Genomic DNA, 20,915 nt, shown 5'->3' on the forward strand with positions numbered 1-20,915 from the left:
GGAAGCCATCATCCCGCCAAGCCAAAACAATCCAGAACCAACCCGCCCGCCCCGCCACAACCAGCCAACAGCTTCAATCCCAACGCGAAAACCGCTGAGACGAGCGCTCGCAATTCGCGCAACCAGGCCAAACCACCAAGAATCGGACGCGAAAAATGCCGTAAGCCACGGCCTATATCGGCCAGCAAGAATGATTCAGAACCGATTCACTGGCACACCCCAAGCCGAGGGGCCATCGTAGGCGGGCCGCAAGGCCCCCGCTCTCCCTGGCTGCCGATGCCGCCATGCACAGCGCTATGTATATGAAGAGGGCACCGCCGGCCGGTCCCTCTTCCATCCCTCTTATATAGAGAGGGACAAAGTCTCCCTGATCCTGACGAAGCCCTATTCCCGCCCCATTGCGCGCAGATGTCTCGAAGCGGCCTTGGCGCGAAATGAGTCTGTACGCGCCACTCTTATATATGGTGAGGCTGACGGATCGCGGTTCGTTGACTTGGAGCGCCATGACAGGCAAATGTCTTGGCAACGAAAGCAAGCGGGCGCCAAGCGTCGGGGATAACTACCGTACTTGATGCAGGATACGGACCAGACCATAGCCGAGCTCGGCAATGAGCCGCCGCTTATCGCGGATGGCCGCGCCGGTCCCCCGGACCGTCGCGAGGTCTCGGCACGTTGGCTGTCAGGCACCTTCCTCACCGGCGTGACCTCCTCCGTTTTGATGGGCGTGGCACTCTTTGCCGCTCTCGACGGCCGCGAGCAGCTGGCGACGCCACCCGAGATCGCCGAACTCGCAACACTTGCCGCCGGCGGCGACGCCGGCCAGAAGGCCAAGACCACGCGCCTTGCGCCGCTGCGCCAGATCGCCAAGGCCAAAGACCGGCGGCGCATGGAAGTGTCGATGGTCACCAAGCAGGGCGATCGCGACGTGATCCGCACCATGCCCTTCGTCCAGATCAAGATGGCGCTGGCCGCGAGCCACCCGACCACGCGCAGCTACCCCGCCTTCGACCCGCTGACGGTTTTTGCCGAGGACGGCCCGGCACAGCCGGCGGCACCCGCCGCCGCGACCGGCCAGATCTACGGCGTCAAGGTCGAGAGCGAGATGAGCCTCAAGACTGTCGACTTCCCGGTGGAGACCGCAGCCTTCGACGAGACGTCCGCCCTTTCGGCCAACGAGGTCGAAAAAGTGGTCCGCGACGCCGGCGGCGACCTCACCGAAGGCGACATCCAGGTGGCATCGCTGCATTATGTCGACCCGCAGCGCTTCGGCGACGCCTTCGCCGACCAGACGCTGGCCGGTTCGTATGGCATCAAGATCGTGCCGGAGAATGTCTCGGTCGCGGCGCGCGCGGACGTTGATCCCGAAACGCTTTCTTATGCCGAAGACATCATCGCCTTCGAAAAGGACCGCAAGATCGTCGATGCGCTGGCCGATTCCGGCTATGTCGGCGAAGACGCACTCGGCATGGCGAAAGCGATCTCGCGGCTGCTCAACGCCACCGCGCTCAAAGCCGGCACCGTGCTGCGCATCGGCCTCGAGGTGCACGGCGATGTCGGCAAGATCGTGCGCACCAGCGTCTACGACCGATCCCAGCATATCCTCACCATCGCGCTCGACGACAAGAAGCAATTCGTGCCGGGCGACGAGCCGGAACCAAACCCGGAGATCGCCACCGCCTTCGATGACACGCCCCGGGTGCCGACGTCGCGTGGTGCCTTGCCCACGGTCTATGACGGCATCTATCGGGCGGCCTATTCCTACGGCATGTCGCAGGACATGACCAAGAAGTTAGTCAGGCTCTTGAGTTCCGACGTCGACTTCCAGTCGCGGCTCAACCCTTCCGACCGCATCGAAGTGCTGTTCTCGCAGCCCGACGGCGACGACAAGGCCTCCGACGATTCCGAATTGCTTTATGTGTCGGCGAATTTCGGCGGCAATGCCCGCAATTTCTACCGCTTCCAGATGGGCGATGGCGCGGTCGATTATTTCGACGAGGACGGCCGCAGCGCGCGCCAGTTCCTGCTGCGCAACCCACTGCCCAACGGCAAGTTCCGCTCCGGTTTCGGCGGCCGCAAGCACCCGATCCTCGGCTATGTCAAAATGCACACCGGCGTCGACTGGGCAGCTCCCACCGGCACGCCGATCATCGCCTCGGGCAACGGCACCGTCGAAAAGGCCGGCTGGGCCGGCGGCTACGGCAAGCAGACGATCATTCGCCACGCCAATGGCTACGAGACATCCTACAATCACCAGAGCCGCATCGCCGGCGATGTCGTTCCGGGCGCGCGCGTCCGCCAGGGCCAGGTCATCGGCTATGTCGGCACAACCGGCCTGTCGACAGGCGCGCATCTGCACTACGAGCTGATCGTCAACGGCACCAAGGTTGATCCGATGCGCGTGCGCCTGCCCACCGGGCGCGTGCTGGCAGGCGACGAACTGACAGCCTTCAAGCGCGAGCGCGAGCGTATCGACGACCTGCTCAAGGACGAAAACAAGGACTCGCTGAAAGTGGCGAGCACCGCAAAAGCCAGCGGCTAAGCCCGGCTGGCGACAGCGATGCCGTCGCTCGCCAGGGCATCATATTTGGCACGCTTGGCGATATACATGGCACGGTCCGCGGCCGCGATCAGCGCTTCGGGATCGCCGCCGTCTTCCGGGAAGACAGCGATGCCTATCGTGGCGCCTACGGTCAGCTGCAGCGTATCCGCATCGATGGGTCTGGCGACGTCGCGCTGGAGCCGCTGGCTCAAGAAGAACAGCGCCTCGGGATTGGCCACATCGTGCGGCACCACGCCGAACTCGTCGCCGCCAAGCCGGGCCACGATCGCTCCCCTTGGCACTGCATGTGCGATCCGTTGAGCAACCTCCACCAGCACGATGTCACCGGCGGCATGGCCATGGCGGTCATTGACCGGCTTGAACCCGTCCAGGTCGATGTAGATCACGGCACAGCATGTATCCTCGCCAGATGGCGGTGTTCCACGGCGGTGCCTTGATTAGGCCCCGGTGCCGATCGATCGCAGACATGATTTCCGCCCCTTTTCGAAACCAAAGACTTGCCTCCAATGCCTAACAAGGTGCTAGCGCAGCCCAATGCAATCGCATCAATCGGTGGGCGCCTGGGCGCTGGTTCCGGGCTTTTCGGCGACCCTCTTCCATGACGGCTGGGTGAACCAGGCAACGCCAGCCGCGGCGAAACACATCGCTGCTGAAATCGCGGCGATCGCTGAAAACGCCCGGTTGGTGGCCTGCACCCTGAGTGCTGCGGCGGCTGCATCGAGCGGGGTAGCGACAAATGCCCCGAACTCGGCACCCGGTGCCGCAGCCCCCAACACCTTGGCGAAGACGACGCCGGCAACCGCGCCGAGCGAGGCAACGGCCATCAATCCGGCTGCGCGCGCGAGCGCGTTGTTGATGCCCGAGGCGAGCCCGGTGTCTTCTTCGGGCGTCGCCCGCATCACCGCCGCCGAAACCGGCGAAACGACGATCGCCATGCCGAGGCCCTTGAGCAGCAGGATCGGGAATGTCACCTGCCACAGCATCATCAGCGGCATGGTCAGCGCGAGGCCGGCGTAAGAGATGCCGACGATCGCTGCGCCGATGGTCAGTGGCCAGCGGGGGCCGATCGCGTCGGAGAGCCTGCCCGAATAGCTCGACAGGCCGGCGATGAACAACGACAGCGGCAAGAACAGAAGGCTAGCTTCCCATTCCTTGGTGCCCCAGCCGGAGACGACGGTCATCGGCAGGAAAAACAGCACCGCGTTGAAGGCGAAGAACAGGATCAGCGTGTAGAGATTGGCCCCGGTGAAAGCGCGCGAGGCGAACAGGCCGAGCTTGACCATCGGTGCGCGGGCACGCTTTTCCCAAATGATGAAACTGGCGAAGATCGCGGCACCAAGGGCGACCCAGGCCCATGGCGAGACGGCTCGTGTTTCCACAGGCAGACCGAAGGCGGTAAGCCCCCATGCCATCAGGCCGAGTCCGGCAGTCGCGAGGATCGCCCCGGTTATGTCGAGCCTGCGCTTCGCGGACGGCCGGTCGCGCGGCACCTTGGCAAAGATCATGCCGAGCGCGACGAGCCCGATCGGAACGTTGATGGCGAAGATCAGCCGCCACATCCATTCGGCGCCGAACGACAGCACCATGCCGCCGATGAACGGTCCCATGGCGGTGGTCAGAGATGAAAACGCCGCCCATTGGCCGATTGCCTTGCCGCGGGTTTCCGTCGGGTAGGCCTTTGCGATGATGGCCAGGCTGCCCGGCACCATCAATGCCGCGCCGATCCCTTGGGCGGCACGCGTGACGATCAGCATTTCGGCATCGACGGCCAACGCGCAAGCCGCCGACGTGACCATGAACAGCAAGATGCCGGTGGCGAAGATGTTGCGGACGCCGAAGACATCGCCAGCCGCACCTCCAAGCAGGACCAGCGCCGACAAAAACAGCATGTAGCCATTGCTGATCCACTGGGCATCGACCAGCGACGCGCCGAGATCGGCGCGGATGATCGGCATGGCAAGCGACACCACAGTACCGTCGATGAAGCCCATGCTCGAGGCAAGGATCGCCGACACCAGGACGTAGCGCCGGGCCTCGGGCGGGCAAAATACGTGGTTGTTGCTTTGCACAGTATCGGATGTATCCATCTGTCGAGACTATGTGTGTGAAGGGTGCGCGGGAAGTGACCAAGGGAAATGAATCCGCGGAGCCAGATGAAGCGAAGTCAAGGACCCACGCACTTGTTCGCCGCAATGCTCGCATGGGCCCTGCCGACTGCGCAGATCGCCCCGGCGCGTGCGTCCCTTTCGGCGCCTTCCAATTAGCAAGTCCTTAAATACAACTGGTGATTCGGCCACGTGGCTGGTAAGCTCGAAAGCTGGACCTAGCCGTCCAATAGCCCGGCCACGGCGGTTAACCGTGTAGTCAAGATCGCCGAGGTCCCTGCACTCCCAACACAGGAGGAGGACGATCGTGGCAACAAATCTCATCTCGCTTGTAATGCAATCCCTGACGCCGGACCTGATCAGCAGGATCGCGTCTGCGTTTGGCCTCGACGCCAGCGCGACACAGAAGGTCGCCTCAGCTGCGGTACCCGCATTGCTGGGAGGCTTCACCCAGGTGGCCGGCACGCCTGACGGCGCGCGCAAGCTCTACGATGCAGTGTCGCAACAATCACCAGGCATCCTGGACAGCCTGACCAACGTGCTTGGCGGATCAGGCCAAAAGACCCTCGAACAGAACGGGCTGAACCTGGTTTCGTCTCTCTTCGGAGGCTCGAACACGCAAACGCTCGCCAGCACGATATCCAGATTTGCCGGCGTCGACCCCGGCGCATCATCTTCCTTGCTCGGACTTCTTGCCCCTGTCGTGACGGGCGCACTGGCAACGCAAGCCAATGCCGGCAATCTTGATGCCTCAGGCTTGGCCCGGATGTTGAGCTCGCAGAAATCCAGCATTCAAGCCGCACTCCCCGCCGGATTCGGCGATCTCCTGAAGGGGTCAGGCCTGCTCGGCGATATTGCTGGCGTGGCCGGCCAGACCACCCGAGCCGCAAGCGCGGCAGCACAAAGCACAACCTACGCCGCGCAGCAGGCGGCGCGCGCAACGACATCCACGGCTTCGTCGATGAACTGGGCGTATTGGGTCATCCCGGCCGCGCTCGTTCTGGCTGCCGGATGGTGGATGTTCGGGCATCGAGCGACACCGCTGGTCAGGGAGCAGGCTGGAACCGAGACCCAGCAGCCGGCTTCCTCGGAAACGACAGCATCCGTTCCCACCGGCAACATGGCCGCAAGCGCCACCCAGGCGTTGACCGTGCTGAAGGGTGTCCCCGGCGGAACCGAGATCGCGGACCAGACCACCTCGGCGCTGGATAAGCTGAGCAGCACCTTGAATGGGATCAAGGATGCGGCAACAGCCCAGACTGCCCTTCCCCAGCTTCAGGATGCACACACGCAACTGGACAAGGTTGGCGGACTCGCAGCGCAGCTGCCAACGGCAGGACGCGGCGCGCTGGCCACCATCGTCGCCGCCTCAATGCCGACGATCAATAAACACCTCGACCAGATCCTGGCGATACCGGGGGTAGCTGCGGTCCTGCAACAACCTGTCGACGCGTTGCGCTCCAATCTGGAGACCCTGGCAAAGGCTCCTGCCTAGGCCTTGCTTCGGTGCGCTCGGGCTCGCTCCCGAGCGCACCGAATGCGTTGTCGCTGCACGACATGCTTATTCACCGCCACGCTCGCTTGCGCGCCTGGCCATTGTCAAAGAGCACTCCCGTTTCGGGAGGAACCGGGAAGCGGGGCGCGAGGCCGAGCCGTCCTAGTTTTACAATGTGGCGCGACGTTCGCGCCCCGCCAGCGATTTTTGTTCCCGTCCGTTCCGCTTCCGCAGGCAAGGGCATTTGCGTCCCTGCCCCACTAGCGCATCGTCCAGCGCACCCGGGCCGTAATACCCGGAGGGGAACCCTTGGACGGAACCTCCCCGGGCAACAGGCTACGTTGGCCCATTGCCGGAGGCGCCGGTTCCTCCCCGCATGTCACCGTCGCGACCGGCGTTCCCGCGGGAGGAACTCAGGGGATTGTACGGGAGGTTTTCAGGGCGTGGAAAAACGGGAGCCGTCTATCCACGCTGATTGCTGACAGATGGTGACAGCGATCAGGTGGAGAGGACGTCCGCTCGCTTCTCCGGAGCGCCCAAGGCGCTGGCTATTTCCTGCACCGTCGGGCGCATCCGCGTTCCTTCCCTGCGCCCCAGCGGGATTCTGCGGCGAGAGCCAACACCATCCTTGCGTTTGCGACGAACAAGTCGGCAGGCTCGCCGGCGCCCAACAGCAGCAATCTCTAATATTATGAGCAGTCTGACCCAGTCGAACAAAATCCGATTGTCGCGGCAATCCATTTTCAATTCGAGGACTGGCACAAACGATTGATTGTCCATTTGCGATTTTTGACGGCTTCGCGCTTCCACTGTCATTGTCGCGGGCTATGCTCTCGCACCGCTCCTGCGCATTCGATCTGAGGAGCGAGGTTACCGGCTCATGATGTGATGAAAGGCGGAACTATCGTGCGAACATCCACCAAAACCAGCGCATTGCGCGTACTACTTCTCAGCTGTTCGGTTGCAATGGCTTTTCCTGCGACCTCGCTGGCGCAGGCGCCGAGCGTGCCTGAGATCAGCAAGGAAATCCCGGCCGGCCCGGTTTCGGGCACACACCTGCCGGATGCCTATGTAAGGGACATGGCGCGGGTCGCCTTTCTCTGGGGCTGGCCGATGGTGAACATGCACAATCGCCAGCTGGTGTTTTCAAAGGTTCCGGAGAACGGCCTTGGCGACGGTGTTCTGCCTGTCGGTCCGCTCAACAGCCTCACCATGCTGACCGACTACATCAAGCCGGAGGAGCGCGCGGTCGCGACGCCCAACCAGGATGTCGCCTATGGTTTTGGCCTCTTGGCGCTTGAAAAGGAGCCGGTGGTTTTCCAGGTGCCCGATTTCGGCGACCGCTTCTGGGTCTACCAGCTCGGCGATCAACGCACCGATACGCTCGGCGGCATGGGCAAGATGTATGGCAGCAAGCCCGGCTTCTACATGGTCGTCGGTCCCGACTGGAAGGGCGAGGTGCCCAAGGGTATCGAGGCTGTCTTCCGCTCGCCCACCAATCTCGCCTTCATCATCCCGCGCGCTTTCCTCGATGACACCAAGGAAGACCGCGCGGCGCTGCAGCCCGTCATCAGCCAGATCATGTCTTATCCGCTGAGCGAATTCGACGGCAAGATGAAGACCAAGGACTGGAGCAAGTTGCCGTTGCTTGCGGATCCGGCCGGCGGCAAGCAGGGCGGTGGCGGCGAAACCCAGTGGGTCAAGCCGGAAGCCTTCTTCGATGAGTTGCCGCAGGTCCTCAAGGAGGTGCCGCCACAGCCCGGCGAGGAGGCACTATATGCCTGGTTCGGCTCGCTGCTCGAGGCCGCCGCGAAAAACCCCGACGTTGCAGCAACCATGAAGCAGGCCGCGATCGACACCGACAAGGAGCTGATGAAGCAGATCCACAGCTACTACTACGCCGGCGTTCCGGTCGGCAACGATTGGATCGCGCCGATGAACGGAGCCCAGTTCGGTACCGACTATTTCAGCCGCGCGGCAGCCGCGCGGGCCAACATCTTCGTCAATCCGCGGCGCGAGTCGGCCTATTTCGGCCAGGAATACGGTGCCGACAAGAAGCGGTTGGACGGCGCCAATGGCTACACGCTGACTTTCGCCAAGGACGAGCTGCCACCGGTCGACGGCTTCTGGTCGCTGACGCTTTACGACGCGGATCACTTCTTTGCGCCAAACGAGATCAACAGGTTCTCTCTCGGCACCAAGAACAAGGACCTGGTCTTTGGCAAGGATGGGTCACTGACGATCTATGTGCAGCACGACAAGCCTGAAGGCGACAAGGCGGCCAACTGGCTGCCGGCGCCCAAGGGCGAGTTCGAGCTGTTCATCCGGGCATATGCGCCAAAAGCCGCGATCCTGGAGAACAAGTGGGCGCCGCCGCCGGTGCTGAAGGCCAAATAAGCTGGAGTAACCGGCAAACCGCGCCGCCGTCCGATCGGACGGCGGCGCGGTGGAGTGACCTCCGCCGCAAAGTTTCGCGCTGCCGACGGTCCTCAGCGCTCAGGTGCCTTGTGGCGGGCGAGCAGCTTGTCGATCCGCTTTCCATCCATGTCGATGATCTCGAACCGCCAGCCCTCGTAGTCGAAGGCCTCGCCCGCTTCGGGCAGATGGCCGAGCTGCGCCAGGGCAAAACCGGCGATGGTGTGAAAATCGCCTTCCGCCGAACCGGATCGGAAGCCGAGGCGCGCGAAGGCGTCGTGCGCCAGCATCATGCCGTCGATCAACAGCGAGCCATCCTCGCGCACGACGATCTCGGCTTCTTCTCCTTCCACTCCAGGCAGGTCGCCCGCGATGGCTTCGAGCAGGTCCGTCTGCGTGACGATGCCTTCCAGGCTGCCATATTCGTCGATGACGATCGCCAGGCGCACCGGCGCCTTCTTGAACTGTTCGAGCACGCGGAAGATCGCCGTCCCTTCGTGAACGATGACCGGCTCGCGGATCACCGACAGCGGATCGAGCGGCTTGCCATCGAGCACCTGCTCGAGCAGGTCCTTTTTCAGGATCATGCCCAGCGGCTCGTCGACGTCGCCGCGGCCGACAAGCAGCTGCTCATGGCGACATTCGCGGATGGTGCGCAACATCTCCTCGGTACTGTCATCCGCGTCGATCCAGTCGACGTCGCGGCGCGGCGTCATGATGTCGGCGATACGGCGGTTGCCGATGGAAAAGACGCGCTCGACGACTTCCTGCTGGGCCTGATGCAGCAGGCCCGCCTCCTGGCTCGCCGCGACAAGCAGCTTCAGCTCCTCGGGCGAATGCAGTGCTCCTTCTCCAGCCCCGGGACGCAGACCGCACAGGCGCAGGACGAGGTTGCCGAGACCGTTGAGCGCGACGATTGCCGGACGCAGCAAAAGCAGAAACAGGCCAAGCGGACGCACGACCCAAAGGGCCGTGCCCTCGCTGCGCTGAAGGGCAAGGCTTTTCGGCGCAAGCTCGCCCAGGACGATGTGCAACGTCGTGATGATGATGAACGAGATCGCGACCGCGAACGCATGGGAGCCCACCGTCGCAAGCGATCCCGGCAACGCGCTGAGCAATGGTTCGATCAGATGGGCAAGCGCCGGCTCGCCGATCCAGCCCAGCGCGAGAGACGAGATGGTGATGCCGAGCTGGGTGGCCGCGAGGTTGGCGTCGAGATTTTCGACGGCACGCTTCAGCGCGGAGGCGTTGGGCCTGCCGGCATTGACCAGTTCGGTCACCCGGCTGCTGCGGACTGCGACGAGAGAAAATTCCGCGGCGACGAAAAAGCCGTTCGCAGCAACAAGAACGAGTACGGCCAGTATGCCGATCAGATCGGACATACCGCCATCAAAACTGGACATGGTCTCCCTTTGGGCGGCGCGCCGCCACGATTGTTGGCAAGAGCTCACCTATAACATGGCTTGATGCCATTGCGATGAAGGGGCGAACCGGGTTCGCCAGGCGCGAGGGCCTCAGCTTGCCCAGAGCGCCGGGATCGCATCCGTGGTTCGCGCGTTTGTGTAGCGAATGGGAGCCAGATCAATGAACGTCGCCAACTTGCAGCTCGAAGGCCTGTTGATGGCCATTGCTTCGATTAATCACGTGCTCGTCCGCAAGGGCGTGCTGTCGGCCGAGGAAATCGACATCGCCTTGCGCCGGGCCGAAGCGAGCGAAACGGCCGAGGAGCGATCCGACGGCATGTCATCGTCCAACCGGGACGCCATCAATTTCCCCATAAGATTGCTGGAACTGGCCAACCGCTGCCAGCCCGAGGCCGATATTCCGTCGTTCTCCGCGCTGGCCCGAATGGTGGGGCAGATGAAGGAACCCTACAACGACCAGCTATGAGACGGGGATTGCCTGGATCTCAGGGACCGCCACCAGATTTGCGGGAACATCAGAATAACGTGAAGCGACATGGGTTGCCCCGGCCATAACGGCTGGTTACGCTCCAACATAATCAGGGAGCACGGACAACCGGCCGTTACGGCTAGCCAGCAAAGGCAATTCATGACCGACTTAAGCAAAGCGGCAATCGCCTACTCAGCCCTTATCCTGCTCGCCAATATGGCCCTAGTCTACGCGATCATGGGGTTCGTCACCGAGCCCTGACCTGCTTTCGGCCAACCCCCTGCCCTATTCGATGAACTCGACCGGCACGCCGGACTTGACGATCTTGGCGAGTTCGCGCGCGTCCCAGTTGGTCAGGCGCACGCAGCCATGGCTTTCGGTCTTGCCTATCTTGGACGGGTCGGGCGTGCCGTGGATGCCGTAGGTCGGCTTGTCCAGAGCGATCCAGACCGAACCCACAGGACCGTTCGGGCCCGGCGGGATGGTCAGGATCTTGTCGTTTTCGCCCTGCTTGAAATTGAGATTGGGATTGTAGGTGTAGTTGGGGTCGAGCGCGATGCGTGACACCGCGTGGATGCCGGTCGGCGAAGGGGTATCGCTCGAGCCGATCGTCGCCGGATAGGCCGCGACCAGCTGGCCTGCCTCGTTATAGGCGCGGACCTGCTTCAGCGTCTTGTCGGCGACGATGCGGGCGACCGGCTTGTTCACCAGCTTGCCGAAGTTCGCGACCTTGACGATGGTGCCGGGCCTGTTGAAGTTGGCTTCCGGGTTGAGCGCCTTGAGATAGGTCTCGTCCATGTGAAAACGCTCGGCCAGCATTTCGGTGACCGATGTGAAGGCCATGCGCTCGAGCTTGGCCTTTTCGCCGTAGTCGGTGGGAATCGAGGCCACGAACGGCCCGGCCGCGTCTTCCGGCGTGATCGTGTAGGAACCGAACGCGTCACCGCCGGTCGCGGCAAGTGCTGCCTTGATGCCTTCGGCGTCCGTCGATTTGAGGCTTGTGCCGGTCATTTCGTTGTAGGCGGCCAGCGCCTTGTCGACATTGGAGCCGAAGCGGCCGTCAATGACACCCGGCGAAGCACCGGCTCGATCGAGCAAGATCTGCAAGCCCGCGACATCCTCGCGGCCCTTGACGCCGATGGTCGGCTCGATGGATGCGCCGCCCGAACGCATCGGGTTTTCCGGAAGCGCAAGCTGGTCATCAGGGTTAGGCAGCGGCTCGCGCTCGACCAGCCGCTGGCCCGGGGCCTCGGGAAAAGCGTTGGGGTCGTTGACATAATAATCGTCGCCGCCGCCAAACGGCTCTTGGGGTATGGCTGGCGCGTCGTCGCCGTAGGAACCGTTTTCAACCGGGCCGAGCAGTTCGTCGCCCTGGCGGTAATCGCGTTGCAGTTGCTGGCGGCGCAGCTCGCGGCGCAGCGCCTGGCTGTTGTTGTAGCGGGTCTCCGGCGGCTGCACGGCGATGACCTTGCCAGTATAGGGATCGACAAGCACGCGGTTGCCGCGGCCGTCATAGAAAATCTCGACCTCGCTATCCTGCGCCAGGCGAATCGCCTGCGGATCCGCCCGGCGCGGCTCGGCCGGCCCTTCGACAGGTGCAACGGCAGCCATTGCCTGGAACGCCGACAGCGCAGTCGCCATGGCCGAAAGCACAATGATCTTGCGCAACATGGTCCCCAAATCTCTCCGAACCCCGACCGCCCCCAAGGCGACCTCCGGTGGAATCATGATTATCCACCGTCATCAAATAACGATTTGCTAACCCTTCCAACATGAACGGGGCATGAAAATGGCCATGGTCTAAGCCGGGATGCCAAGCTGCTTGCGCATTGCCCTGGGCAGCTTCGCGGTGACCATGCGGTAGCTTTCGCGGATGTAGTCGCGCAGGCCTTCGTCGTCCACACTTTCGTCCGAAGTGTGCTGGATCCATTTCAGGCCACGCGAGGCCATATGGGGTGCCGGCCGCAACCCCGGCTGGTCCTTGAGCACGTCGTAGGCAATTTCCGAGACCTTGAAGGTGACCCACGTCCCCTGCCCGTCGTTCTGGCCGCCGATGGCGAAGACCTTGCCGCCGACCTTCCAGACATGCGCCCCACGCCACTGCACGACATAGGTCGAGTGCGGAAACGAGGCGCAGAAGGCGTTGTATTCGTCGAGCGTCATGCCCCCCCATTCGGTTTGTCGTTCATTTCGCCTCGTCGCGCGAGGCACCTCCCCCCGTTCGACGGGGAGAGGTGCAAGCCGGGGCTCTCTTATGCCGCCGCCTCTTCGGCCGCGACCGTCGGCTTGGAGCGGAAGTTGAGCCGGTCCGAGCCTGCCGTGATCTTGACGGTGGAGCCGTCGAGGATATCACCCATCAAGATACGCTCCGCGAGCGGATCCTGCAGGTCCTTCTGGATCACCCGCTTGAGCGGACGCGCGCCATAGGCCGGGTCGTAGCCCTTGTTGGCGAGCCAGTCGATCGCATCCTTGTCGAGCGACAGCGTAATCTTGCGGTCGGACAACAGCTTCTCCAGGCGCTTGAGCTGGATCTCGACGATCTTGCCCATGTCCTGGCGACGCAGGCGATGGAACAGGATGACCTCGTCGACGCGGTTCAGGAATTCGGGCCTGAACGACGCCTTGACCACGCCCATGACATCGTCGCGGACCTTGTCGACATCCTCGCCCTCACCCAGCGCCACCAGATATTCGGCGCCAAGGTTGGAGGTCATGATGATCAGCGTGTTGCGGAAGTCGACGGTGCGGCCCTGACCATCGGTCAGACGGCCATCGTCGAGCACCTGCAACAGCACGTTGAAGACATCGGGATGCGCCTTTTCGATCTCGTCGAACAGGATCACCTGGTAAGGCCTGCGGCGCACGGCTTCGGTCAGCGTACCGCCTTCCTCATAGCCGACATAGCCGGGAGGCGCGCCGATCAGCCGGGCCACGGAATGCTTTTCCATGAACTCGGACATGTCGATGCGCACCAGCGCGTGCTCGTCGTCGAACAGGTAGTCGGCGAGCGCCTTGGTGAGCTCGGTCTTGCCGACGCCCGTCGGTCCCAGGAACATGAACGAGCCGATCGGCCTGTTCGGGTCCTGCAACCCCGCACGGGCACGACGAACAGCCTTGGACACCGCCTGCACGGCTTCACCCTGACCGACGACGCGGACGGCCAGTTCGTCTTCCATGCGCAGCAGCTTCTCGCGCTGGCCTTCCAGCATCTTGTCGACCGGGATGCCCGTCCAGCGCTCGACCACATGGGCGACGTGGTCGGGTGTCACGGTCTCCTCGACCATGGTGCCACGGCTTTCCAGGGCTTCCGCCTCGACGAGCTTCTTTTCGAGCTCGGGGATGCGGCCATAGGCAAGCTCGCCCGCCTTCTGGAACTCACCCTTGCGCTGGGCGATGGCGAGTTCGTTGCGGGCTTCCTCGAGCTTGCCCTTGAGATCGGCGGCGAGGCCGAGCTTTTCCTTTTCCGCCATCCACTGGCTGGTCACCTTGGTCGACTCTTCCTCGAGCCCGGCGAGCTCCTTTTCGAGCCGTTCGAGGCGATCGCGCGAAGCATCGTCCTTCTCGAGCTTGAGCGCTTCGCGCTCGATCTTGAGCTGCATGATGCGGCGGTCGATCTCATCGAGCGCTTCTGGCTTGGAATCGATCTGCATGCGCAGCCGCGAACCGGCCTCGTCGACGAGGTCGATCGCCTTGTCGGGCAGGAAGCGGTCGGTGATGTAGCGGTTGGACAGCGTCGCGGCTGCGACCAACGCCGAGTCCGAGATGCGCACCTTGTGGTGCTGCTCGTACTTTTCCTTCAGGCCGCGCAGGATCGAGATGGTGTCCTCGACCGTCGGCTCCGAGACGAAGACCGGCTGGAAGCGGCGAGCGAGGGCGGCGTCCTTTTCGACATGCTTGCGATACTCTTCGAGCGTGGTTGCACCGACGCAATGCAGTTCGCCTCGGGCAAGCGCGGGCTTGAGCAGGTTGGAAGCGTCCATGGCGCCATCGGCCTTGCCGGCGCCGACAAGGGTGTGCATCTCGTCGATGAACAGGATGATGCCGCCGGCAGCCGCGGTGACCTCGGAGAGCACGGCCTTCAGCCGCTCCTCGAACTCGCCGCGATATTTGGCGCCGGCAATCAGCGCGCCCATGTCGAGCGCCATCAGCTGCTTGTCCTTCAGCGATTCCGGCACGTCGCCATTGACGATGCGCAGCGCGAGCCCTTCGGCGATGGCGGTCTTGCCAACGCCCGGCTCGCCGATCAGCACCGGATTGTTCTTGGTGCGCCGCGACAGCACCTGGATGGTGCGGCGAATCTCTTCGTCACGGCCAATGACCGGGTCGAGCTTGCCGGCACGGGCATCCGCCGTCAGGTCGCGGGCGTATTTCTTCAAGGCGTCATATCCCTGCTCGGCGCTTGCCGAGTCGGCGGTGCGGCCCTTGCGGATGTCATTGATGGCGGCATTGAGTGCCTGCGCGGTCACGCCGGCCTTGGCCAGGATGTCGGAGGTCTTGGCCGATTTCTCGACGGCAAGGGCCGTCAACAGGCGCTCGACGGTGACAAAGCTGTCGCCGGCCTTCTTGGCCAGGTCCTCGGCAGTCGAAAACACTTTGGCGAGCGGCTGGGCCATGTAGAGCTGGCCATTGCCACCCTCGACCTTCGGCAGCGCATCGAGCGCAGCCTCGACGCCAAGCTTGACGTCGCGGGCACGCCCGCCTGCGCGCTCGACCAGCGATGCAGCAAGGCCTTCCTCATCGTCGATGAGGACTTTCAGAATGTGTTCCGGGGTGAACTGCTGGTGATTGCGCGAAAGCGCCATCGTCTGGGCGGACTGGATAAAGCCGCGGACGCGCTCGGAATATTTCTCTGGGTTCATTCTATGTCTCCATTCCGTACCCGGCCCGCTTTGCGGCACCGGTTAGGCTCCAGGTGACGGATCCGCCCAAAAGGGCCGGACCCAACTGAGCGTGATATGGTGAGTAGGACGATATCCCTCAAGGCGTATTGATCGAAGTCAAAAAACAAAAACGGCGAAGGACGTTGCCCTTCGCCGTTTTGACTGTTTCGCGATGTTTCCGGCTGCCCGGCTAAGCGTCAGCTCTCGGCGACCGCAAGTCCGCTGTCGGTCGCTGGTGCCTCGGATGCTGCCTCGCCTTCCGGCGTGGCGGCACCGCGCTCGCCACGGCGCGGGCGACGGCCACGGCGAGGCGCGGCGACGACTTCACCTTCGGCGGCCTCGACCTGAGGGGCCTCAACCTGCGGAGCTTCGACCGGTGCGGCCTCGTCCTCGGGAGCTTCGGCCTGCGCTTCAACCTGCACGGCTTCCGCCTGTTGCGGCTCTGCCTGCTGCTCGGGCTGGCGCGGACGACGGCCTTCGTGACGGGGGCGACGCTCGCGGCGACCTTCGCGCGGCTGGCCTTCGCCTGCAGCTTCGGGGTTCAGCGCGACCTCGGCCGGCGTGCCTTCGATCTCGGGCTGCGGGCCGGTGCCATTCACGACCGGCTGCGGCTGTGCATGAAGCTGCGGCTGGGCATGAACCTGCTGGGCCGGTGCCTCGGCAACATTGTTGCCCATGCCGTCTTCGTCGCGCTCGTCATCCAGATCGGAGTCGAAGTCGTCGCGGCTCTGTTGCTGTTGCTGGATTGGCATCTGCGCCATGGCAGCGGCAATGATGCGATTGTAGTGCTCTGCGTGCTGCAGGTAGTTCTCGGCCATCACGCGATCGCCGGAGCTGTGCGCGTCGCGCGCCAGTGTGGTGTATTTTTCGGCGATCTGCTGCGCGGAGCCACGGATCTTTACGTCCGGACCGTTGCTCTCGTAGTTGCGCGTAAGCGGGTTTGGACCCTTGCGGTTGTTGTTGCCGTTGTTGTTATTGTTGTTGTTATTATTGTTATTACGACCGCGCATGCGCCTGTTCTGCTGTTGTGGCCTCATCAGATTCTCTTTGTGTTGAAGTCTTAAATCCGAACGGGGGCACTTAGGCGGCCTGCCGTTTCGTAACTTTCCGCCGGTGATCGCCCGCAATCTTCCTGCGTCGGCGCCACATGCCATCCTGTCTCGGTTTCATGTCACTTGCCGGACGATCCCCGCACGAAGCTAGAGCGTCGTCTACGCAAGAAGGCAGCTAGTTTCGAAGGAAACCGAATCGTTAACAGCACTGCCTGCTTCGTCTCATCCGGTTGCCGGAACCTAGCGACATTCACTTTCCTTGCCAAGCGGTTTTTTGCGATGCCAAATGGCCCAGGTCAGCGCCGGAACACGAGCACCCGGTCGTTTCCACCCAAGTCCTTGTGCTGGGTGAACAAATTGTAGCCGGCCTGCTCGAATATCTCAGTCACGTCGCGCCGCTGGTCATGCCCGATTTCGAGCCCGACAAGGCCATCCTTCTCAAGATGGCGCGCGGCACCCGACGCAATGGTTCTGTATGGTTCAAGACCGTCCGGGCCGCCGTCGAGCGCGCGGCGCGGATCAAAATTGCGAACCTCGTTCTGCAAATCCTCGATCTCTCGTGAGCGTATATAGGGAGGATTTGAGACGATTAAATGGTGCAGGCCAACTATCTCTGCAAACCAGTCGGATTTTTGTGCTGAAAAGCGTCTTGCGACGCCGAGATGCGCGGCATTGACTGATGCGGTCGCCAAAGCGTCGTCGGAAACGTCGACGCCGATCGCGACGGCTTTCGGCTCCTGGGTGACAAGCGCAAGAGCGATCGCACCCGTGCCGGTGCCGAGGTCGAGGATACGGCAGATACCCTGGCGCGCCGCGGTCTCATGAACGAATGGCAAGACGGCATCGACAAGGGTCTCGGTGTCGGGGCGGGGCTCGAGCGTCTCGACGGAAAGATTGAGGCGCATGCCATAGAAATCGCGATAGCCGAGGATGCGATGAACCGGTTCGCCCGCGATGCGGCGGTCGAGCGCGGCTTCGATCTTGGTCACATGTCCGACGATGCGGTCGGGCGAAGAAATCGCGTCAGTGCGTGTCGTGGCCGTAAAATGTTCGACGATCAGCCGTGAATCAAAGGCCGCATCGGCGATGCCCGCGCCCGCCAGGCGCTGGCGCGCATGGCGCAGGAGTTCGCCGAGCGGACGGCCTATCTCAGCCATCCGAGCCCATGTCGGCCAGCAGCTTCGACTGGTGATCGGAGATCAGCGCGTCGATGACTTCGTCGAGTTCGCCCATCATCACCCGGTCGAGCTTGTAGAGCGTCAGGTTGATGCGGTGGTCGGTCAGCCGCCCCTGCGGGAAATTGTAGGTGCGGATGCGCTCGGAACGGTCGCCCGAGCCGACCTGCGACTTGCGCGACGAGGAACGCTCCTCGTCCGCCCTGCTCCGCTCCATGTCGTAGAGGCGGGCGCGCAGGATCTGCATGGCCCGTGCGCGGTTCTGGTGCTGCGATTTTTCCGCCTGCACCACCATGATGCCGGTTGGCAGATGGGTGATGCGCACGGCAGAATCGGTCGTGTTGACGTGCTGACCGCCCGAACCCGATGCGCGCATCGTGTCGATGCGGATGTCTTCCGCGCGGATGTCGATGTCGACTTCCTCGGCCTCCGGCAGGACGGCAACGGTCGCAGCAGAGGTGTGGATACGCCCGCTGGCTTCGGTCGCGGGAACGCGCTGGACGCGATGGACGCCCGACTCGAACTTCAGATGGGCGAACACGCCCTTGCCCGAGACGGTGGCAATGATTTCCTTGAAGCCGCCGGCATCGCCGTCGCTGGCCGACGCCACTTCGAAACGCCAGCCCTTCGAGGCAGCGTAGCGCTCGTACATGCGGTAGAGGTCGCCGGCAAAAAGGGCTGCCTCGTCGCCGCCGGTACCGGCGCGGATTTCGAGGATGGCGTTCTTGTCGTCGGCCGCATCCTTGGGCAGCAGCAGGATCTGGATTTCGTGCTGGAGGCTCTCGATGCGGTCCTCGACGTCGGGCTTGTCCATTTCGGCAAGCGCGCGCATCTCGGCGTCGGTGCCCTTGTCGGAGAGCATCGCATCGAGATCGGCGAGTTCCTGCTCGGCACCGCGCAGCTCGCGGATCTTGGCGACAAGCTCCTGGATATCGGAATATTCCGACGCCAGCTTGACGTAGACGTCGGGGGCGGGGCCGGCAGCCATCTGCGCCTCGAGCATGTCGAAGCGCTTGACGACTTGGTTCATTCGGTCATGGGGCAGGCTGATCATAGTGGTATGGAACGGTCGTCCGCAAAGGCCTGGAGCAGCGCGCGCATCGGCAGGCTGGCGGCAGGACCGGAAAGGTTATCGTCGAGGAAGGATTTCAACTCGCCCAGAGGAAGCTCGGTCAGCATCGCCTTGACCGGGCCGATCGACGCCGGCGACATCGAGATCGAACGGTAGCCGAGGCCAAGCAGTACCATCGCCGAGATCGGCTTGCCGGCAAGCTCGCCGCACAGCGTGACAGGCGTGTGGTTGCGCAACCCGGCATCGGCTATCTGCTTGAGCACCCTGAGGAAAGGTACCGACAGAGGGTCGAAACGGTCGGCAAGCTGGGTGTTGCCGCGGTCGGCGGCCATGACGAACTGGAACAGGTCGTTGGAGCCGACCGAAACGAAATCGACTGCCTGCATGAGCTCATCGAGCTGCCACATCAAGGAAGGCACCTCGATCATGGCGCCGAGCTTGAGGCTGGTCGGCAGGTGGTGGGCAAAGCGCGACAGGTGGCGGACCTCGCGGTCGATGATCTCGCGTGCCTGGGCGATCTCGCCAAGCTCGGTGACCATTGGCAGCATGACCTTGAGCTCGCGTCCGCCGGCGGCCTTGAGCAGCGCGCGGATCTGGGTGCGCAGCAGACCTGGACGGTCGAGCGTGAGGCGGATGGCGCGCCAGCCAAGGGCCGGGTTTTCTTCTTCCTGGCCCGAGCCCTTGAAATAGGGCAGCACCTTGTCGCCGCCGATGTCGATGGTGCGGAAGGTGACGGGACGTCCGCGCGCGATGTCGAGCACGTCGCGGTAGAGCTTTTCCTGCGCTTCGGCGCGCGGGAAGGTCGAGGCGACCATGAACTGCAGTTCGGTGCGGAAGAGGCCAATGCCGGCAGCGCCCGCCTCGGCGAGCTGCGGCAGGTCGACGGCAAGGCCGGCATTCATCAACAGGTCGACGGCGATGCCGTCCTTCGACTGCGACGGCTTCTTGCGCAGCTCGCGATAGAGCTCCTGCCTGCGGGCGCGGAAACGGACCTTTTCGGCGTAGGCTGCCTCAAGGTCGGCCTGCGGGCGCAGATGAACGGTACCTTCGACGCCGTCGACGATGATCGGATCGCCGTTTTCCGCCATCGAAACGGCGCCCTTCATCTGGCCGGCGACGGGAATGCCCATGGCGCGTGCGACGATGACGACGTGGCTGGTCGGCGCACCGTCCTCCAGCACCAGGCCGCGAAGCCTGTCGCGCGGATAGTCGAGCAGTTCGGCCGCACCCATCGAGCGCGCGACGATGATCGCGTCCTTGGGCAGCGATTCGGCGATGGTCTCGGGGCCACGGCCCATGAGCTGGCGCAGAAGGCGGTTGGCGAGATCGTCGAAATCGCTCATCCGCTCGCGCAGATAGGGATCGGTCATGTGCAGCATGCGCGCGCGCATGTCGCTTTGAACCTTTTCGACCGCGGCTTCCGCCGTCAGGCCGTTGCGGATCGCCTCTTCGAGCCGGCGCACCCAGCCACGATCATTGGCGAACATGCGGTAGGCTTCGAGAACCTCGCGGTGCTCGCCTTCGAAGGCGACGTCGCGGCGTTCCAGCATGTCGTCGATCGACAGGCGCAGGGAACCAAGCGAATCCTCGAGCCGGCGCAGCTCCTCGTCGCTATCTTCGTTGAACAGGTTGGTGACGACGATACGCGGCTCGTGCAGCACGACATGGCCGAGCCCGACGCCCTCGTTGAAGGCAATGCCGGTGAAGCTGGCCGGGCGCGACATGTCGAGTTCGAGGCCGGGACGGCTGAGGCGGCCGATGTCGCCGGATGCGATCATCTCGGCGATGACCATGGCGGTGGTTTCAAGCGCCTCGATCTCGTCGTCGCGGTAGTGGCGCATGGTCTTGTTCTGGACGACCAGGACGCCAAGCGTGCGCCCTGCCCTGAGCACCGGCACGCCGAGGAAGGAGTGGTAGATCTCCTCGCCCGTTTCCGGCAGGTAGGCGAAGGCGGGATGTTCCTGGGCGTTGGACAGATTGAGCGCGCGCGCACTCGCCGCGATCGTGCCGACAAGGCCCTGGCCGAGACGCAGCTGGGCCAGGTGAACGGCATTCGGGTTCAGACCGACGGTGGCGTAGAGCTCAAGCACCGAGTCGGCGCGAAGCACATATAGCGAGCAGACTTCGGCCACCATGTTGGCGGCGATATCGCGCACGATCCTGTCGAGCCGTTCCTGTGGCTCGAGGGGCTCCGCCATCAATTCGCGGAGCCGTTTCAGAAGTACGCGCGGCCCGGCGGCCATGTCACGTATCATTCACCGTCTCCAA

13 protein-coding genes and 1 pseudogene are annotated in these 20,915 nt (G+C 63.4%); 4 read left to right on the top strand and 10 right to left on the bottom strand.

The window, feature by feature from the left end; translation table 11 throughout:
* Positions 1-571: 571 nt before the first annotated feature.
* The gene (locus C8K44_RS23980) at positions 572-2,539 is read left to right on the top strand and encodes a M23 family metallopeptidase (RefSeq protein ID WP_109578297.1); all 1,968 of its coding nucleotides are present in this window, start codon (positions 572-574) and stop codon (positions 2,537-2,539) included.
* Here C8K44_RS23980 and C8K44_RS23985 read toward each other — a convergent pair.
* Both C8K44_RS23985 and C8K44_RS23990 read right to left on the bottom strand, forming a co-directional pair.
* Positions 2,536-2,949, bottom strand: a pseudogene (locus tag C8K44_RS23985) (GGDEF domain-containing protein); the annotation flags it as partial. The gene C8K44_RS23980 and the pseudogene C8K44_RS23985 overlap by 4 nt on opposite strands.
* Positions 2,950-3,105: 156 nt before the next feature.
* Positions 3,106-4,629, bottom strand: coding sequence for an MFS transporter (locus C8K44_RS23990; RefSeq protein ID WP_245417608.1), 1,524 nt, complete (start codon positions 4,627-4,629; stop codon positions 3,106-3,108).
* A 370-nt stretch (positions 4,630-4,999) separates the two neighbouring features.
* On the opposite strand from C8K44_RS23990, the gene C8K44_RS23995 reads away from it, so the two are divergent.
* Positions 5,000-6,160 (top strand): DUF937 domain-containing protein, encoded by a 1,161-nt coding sequence (locus tag C8K44_RS23995; protein WP_109578300.1) that lies wholly within the window; start codon positions 5,000-5,002, stop codon positions 6,158-6,160.
* Positions 6,161-7,165: 1,005 nt separating this feature from the next.
* On the top strand, positions 7,166-8,557 hold the full coding sequence (locus C8K44_RS24005; RefSeq protein WP_245417609.1) for a DUF1254 domain-containing protein: 1,392 nt from the start codon (positions 7,166-7,168) through the stop codon (positions 8,555-8,557).
* A gap of 92 nt (positions 8,558-8,649) precedes the next feature.
* Here C8K44_RS24005 and C8K44_RS24010 read toward each other — a convergent pair whose 3' ends face one another.
* Positions 8,650-9,978 carry a hemolysin family protein gene (locus C8K44_RS24010; RefSeq protein ID WP_109578303.1) on the bottom strand — a complete coding sequence of 443 codons (1,329 nt, stop codon included), beginning with the start codon at positions 9,976-9,978 and terminating at the stop codon, positions 8,650-8,652.
* A 181-nt stretch (positions 9,979-10,159) separates the two neighbouring features.
* On the opposite strand from C8K44_RS24010, the gene C8K44_RS24015 reads away from it, so the two are divergent.
* Positions 10,160-10,465, top strand: a complete 306-nt coding sequence (locus tag C8K44_RS24015) for a hypothetical protein (protein WP_109578304.1) — start codon at positions 10,160-10,162, stop codon at positions 10,463-10,465.
* Positions 10,466-10,753: 288 nt separating this feature from the next.
* On the opposite strand, the gene C8K44_RS24025 is transcribed toward C8K44_RS24015, so the two are convergent.
* The 7 genes from C8K44_RS24025 to ptsP form a co-directional block, all read right to left on the bottom strand.
* Positions 10,754-12,139 (bottom strand): L,D-transpeptidase family protein, encoded by a 1,386-nt coding sequence (locus tag C8K44_RS24025; protein WP_109578306.1) that lies wholly within the window; start codon positions 12,137-12,139, stop codon positions 10,754-10,756.
* Positions 12,140-12,268: 129 nt separating this feature from the next.
* Positions 12,269-12,631 (bottom strand): MmcQ/YjbR family DNA-binding protein, encoded by a 363-nt coding sequence (locus tag C8K44_RS24030; RefSeq protein ID WP_109578307.1) that lies wholly within the window; start codon positions 12,629-12,631, stop codon positions 12,269-12,271.
* 89 nt (positions 12,632-12,720) lie between these two features.
* Positions 12,721-15,327, bottom strand: coding sequence for an ATP-dependent chaperone ClpB (gene clpB / locus C8K44_RS24035; RefSeq protein WP_109578308.1), 2,607 nt, complete (start codon positions 15,325-15,327; stop codon positions 12,721-12,723).
* Between the two features lie 218 nt (positions 15,328-15,545).
* Entirely contained in the window at positions 15,546-16,385 is an 840-nt protein-coding gene (locus C8K44_RS24040) for a DUF4167 domain-containing protein (protein ID WP_109578309.1), read from the bottom strand.
* 311 nt (positions 16,386-16,696) lie between these two features.
* The gene (gene prmC, locus C8K44_RS24045; RefSeq protein WP_109578310.1) at positions 16,697-17,557 is read right to left on the bottom strand and encodes a peptide chain release factor N(5)-glutamine methyltransferase; all 861 of its coding nucleotides are present in this window, start codon (positions 17,555-17,557) and stop codon (positions 16,697-16,699) included.
* Entirely contained in the window at positions 17,550-18,629 is a 1,080-nt protein-coding gene (prfA, locus tag C8K44_RS24050; RefSeq protein WP_109578311.1) for a peptide chain release factor 1, read from the bottom strand. Before prfA ends, prmC begins: the two co-directional genes overlap by 8 nt.
* Positions 18,626-20,899: a phosphoenolpyruvate--protein phosphotransferase gene (gene ptsP / locus C8K44_RS24055; RefSeq protein ID WP_109578343.1), complete on the bottom strand. Its 2,274-nt coding sequence runs from the start codon at positions 20,897-20,899 to the stop codon at positions 18,626-18,628. The genes prfA and ptsP overlap by 4 nt, the downstream gene beginning before the upstream one ends.
* Positions 20,900-20,915 lie beyond the last annotated feature (16 nt).

Origin of the sequence: Aminobacter sp. AP02 (assembly GCF_003148805.1) — a bacterium.
In the GTDB taxonomy this organism is placed as follows: Bacteria; Pseudomonadota; Alphaproteobacteria; order Rhizobiales; family Rhizobiaceae; genus Aminobacter.

What these genes read in the sequence shown, in the direction of transcription:
- C8K44_RS23980 (WP_109578297.1), top strand. Translation starts at nt 572, where the DNA reads ATGCAGGATACGGACCAGACCATAGCCGAGCTCGGCAATGAGCCGCCG.
- C8K44_RS23995 (WP_109578300.1), top strand. Translation starts at nt 5,000, where the DNA reads ATGCAATCCCTGACGCCGGACCTGATCAGCAGGATCGCGTCTGCGTTT.
- C8K44_RS24010 (WP_109578303.1), bottom strand. Translation starts at nt 9,978, where the DNA reads ATGTCCAGTTTTGATGGCGGTATGTCCGATCTGATCGGCATACTGGCC.
- C8K44_RS24015 (WP_109578304.1), top strand. Translation starts at nt 10,160, where the DNA reads ATGAACGTCGCCAACTTGCAGCTCGAAGGCCTGTTGATGGCCATTGCT.
- C8K44_RS24025 (WP_109578306.1), bottom strand. Translation starts at nt 12,139, where the DNA reads ATGTTGCGCAAGATCATTGTGCTTTCGGCCATGGCGACTGCGCTGTCG.
- C8K44_RS24030 (WP_109578307.1), bottom strand. Translation starts at nt 12,631, where the DNA reads ATGACGCTCGACGAATACAACGCCTTCTGCGCCTCGTTTCCGCACTCG.
- clpB (WP_109578308.1), bottom strand. Translation starts at nt 15,327, where the DNA reads ATGAACCCAGAGAAATATTCCGAGCGCGTCCGCGGCTTTATCCAGTCC.
- C8K44_RS24040 (WP_109578309.1), bottom strand. Translation starts at nt 16,385, where the DNA reads ATGAGGCCACAACAGCAGAACAGGCGCATGCGCGGTCGTAATAACAAT.
- prmC (WP_109578310.1), bottom strand. Translation starts at nt 17,557, where the DNA reads ATGGCTGAGATAGGCCGTCCGCTCGGCGAACTCCTGCGCCATGCGCGC.
- prfA (WP_109578311.1), bottom strand. Translation starts at nt 18,629, where the DNA reads ATGATCAGCCTGCCCCATGACCGAATGAACCAAGTCGTCAAGCGCTTC.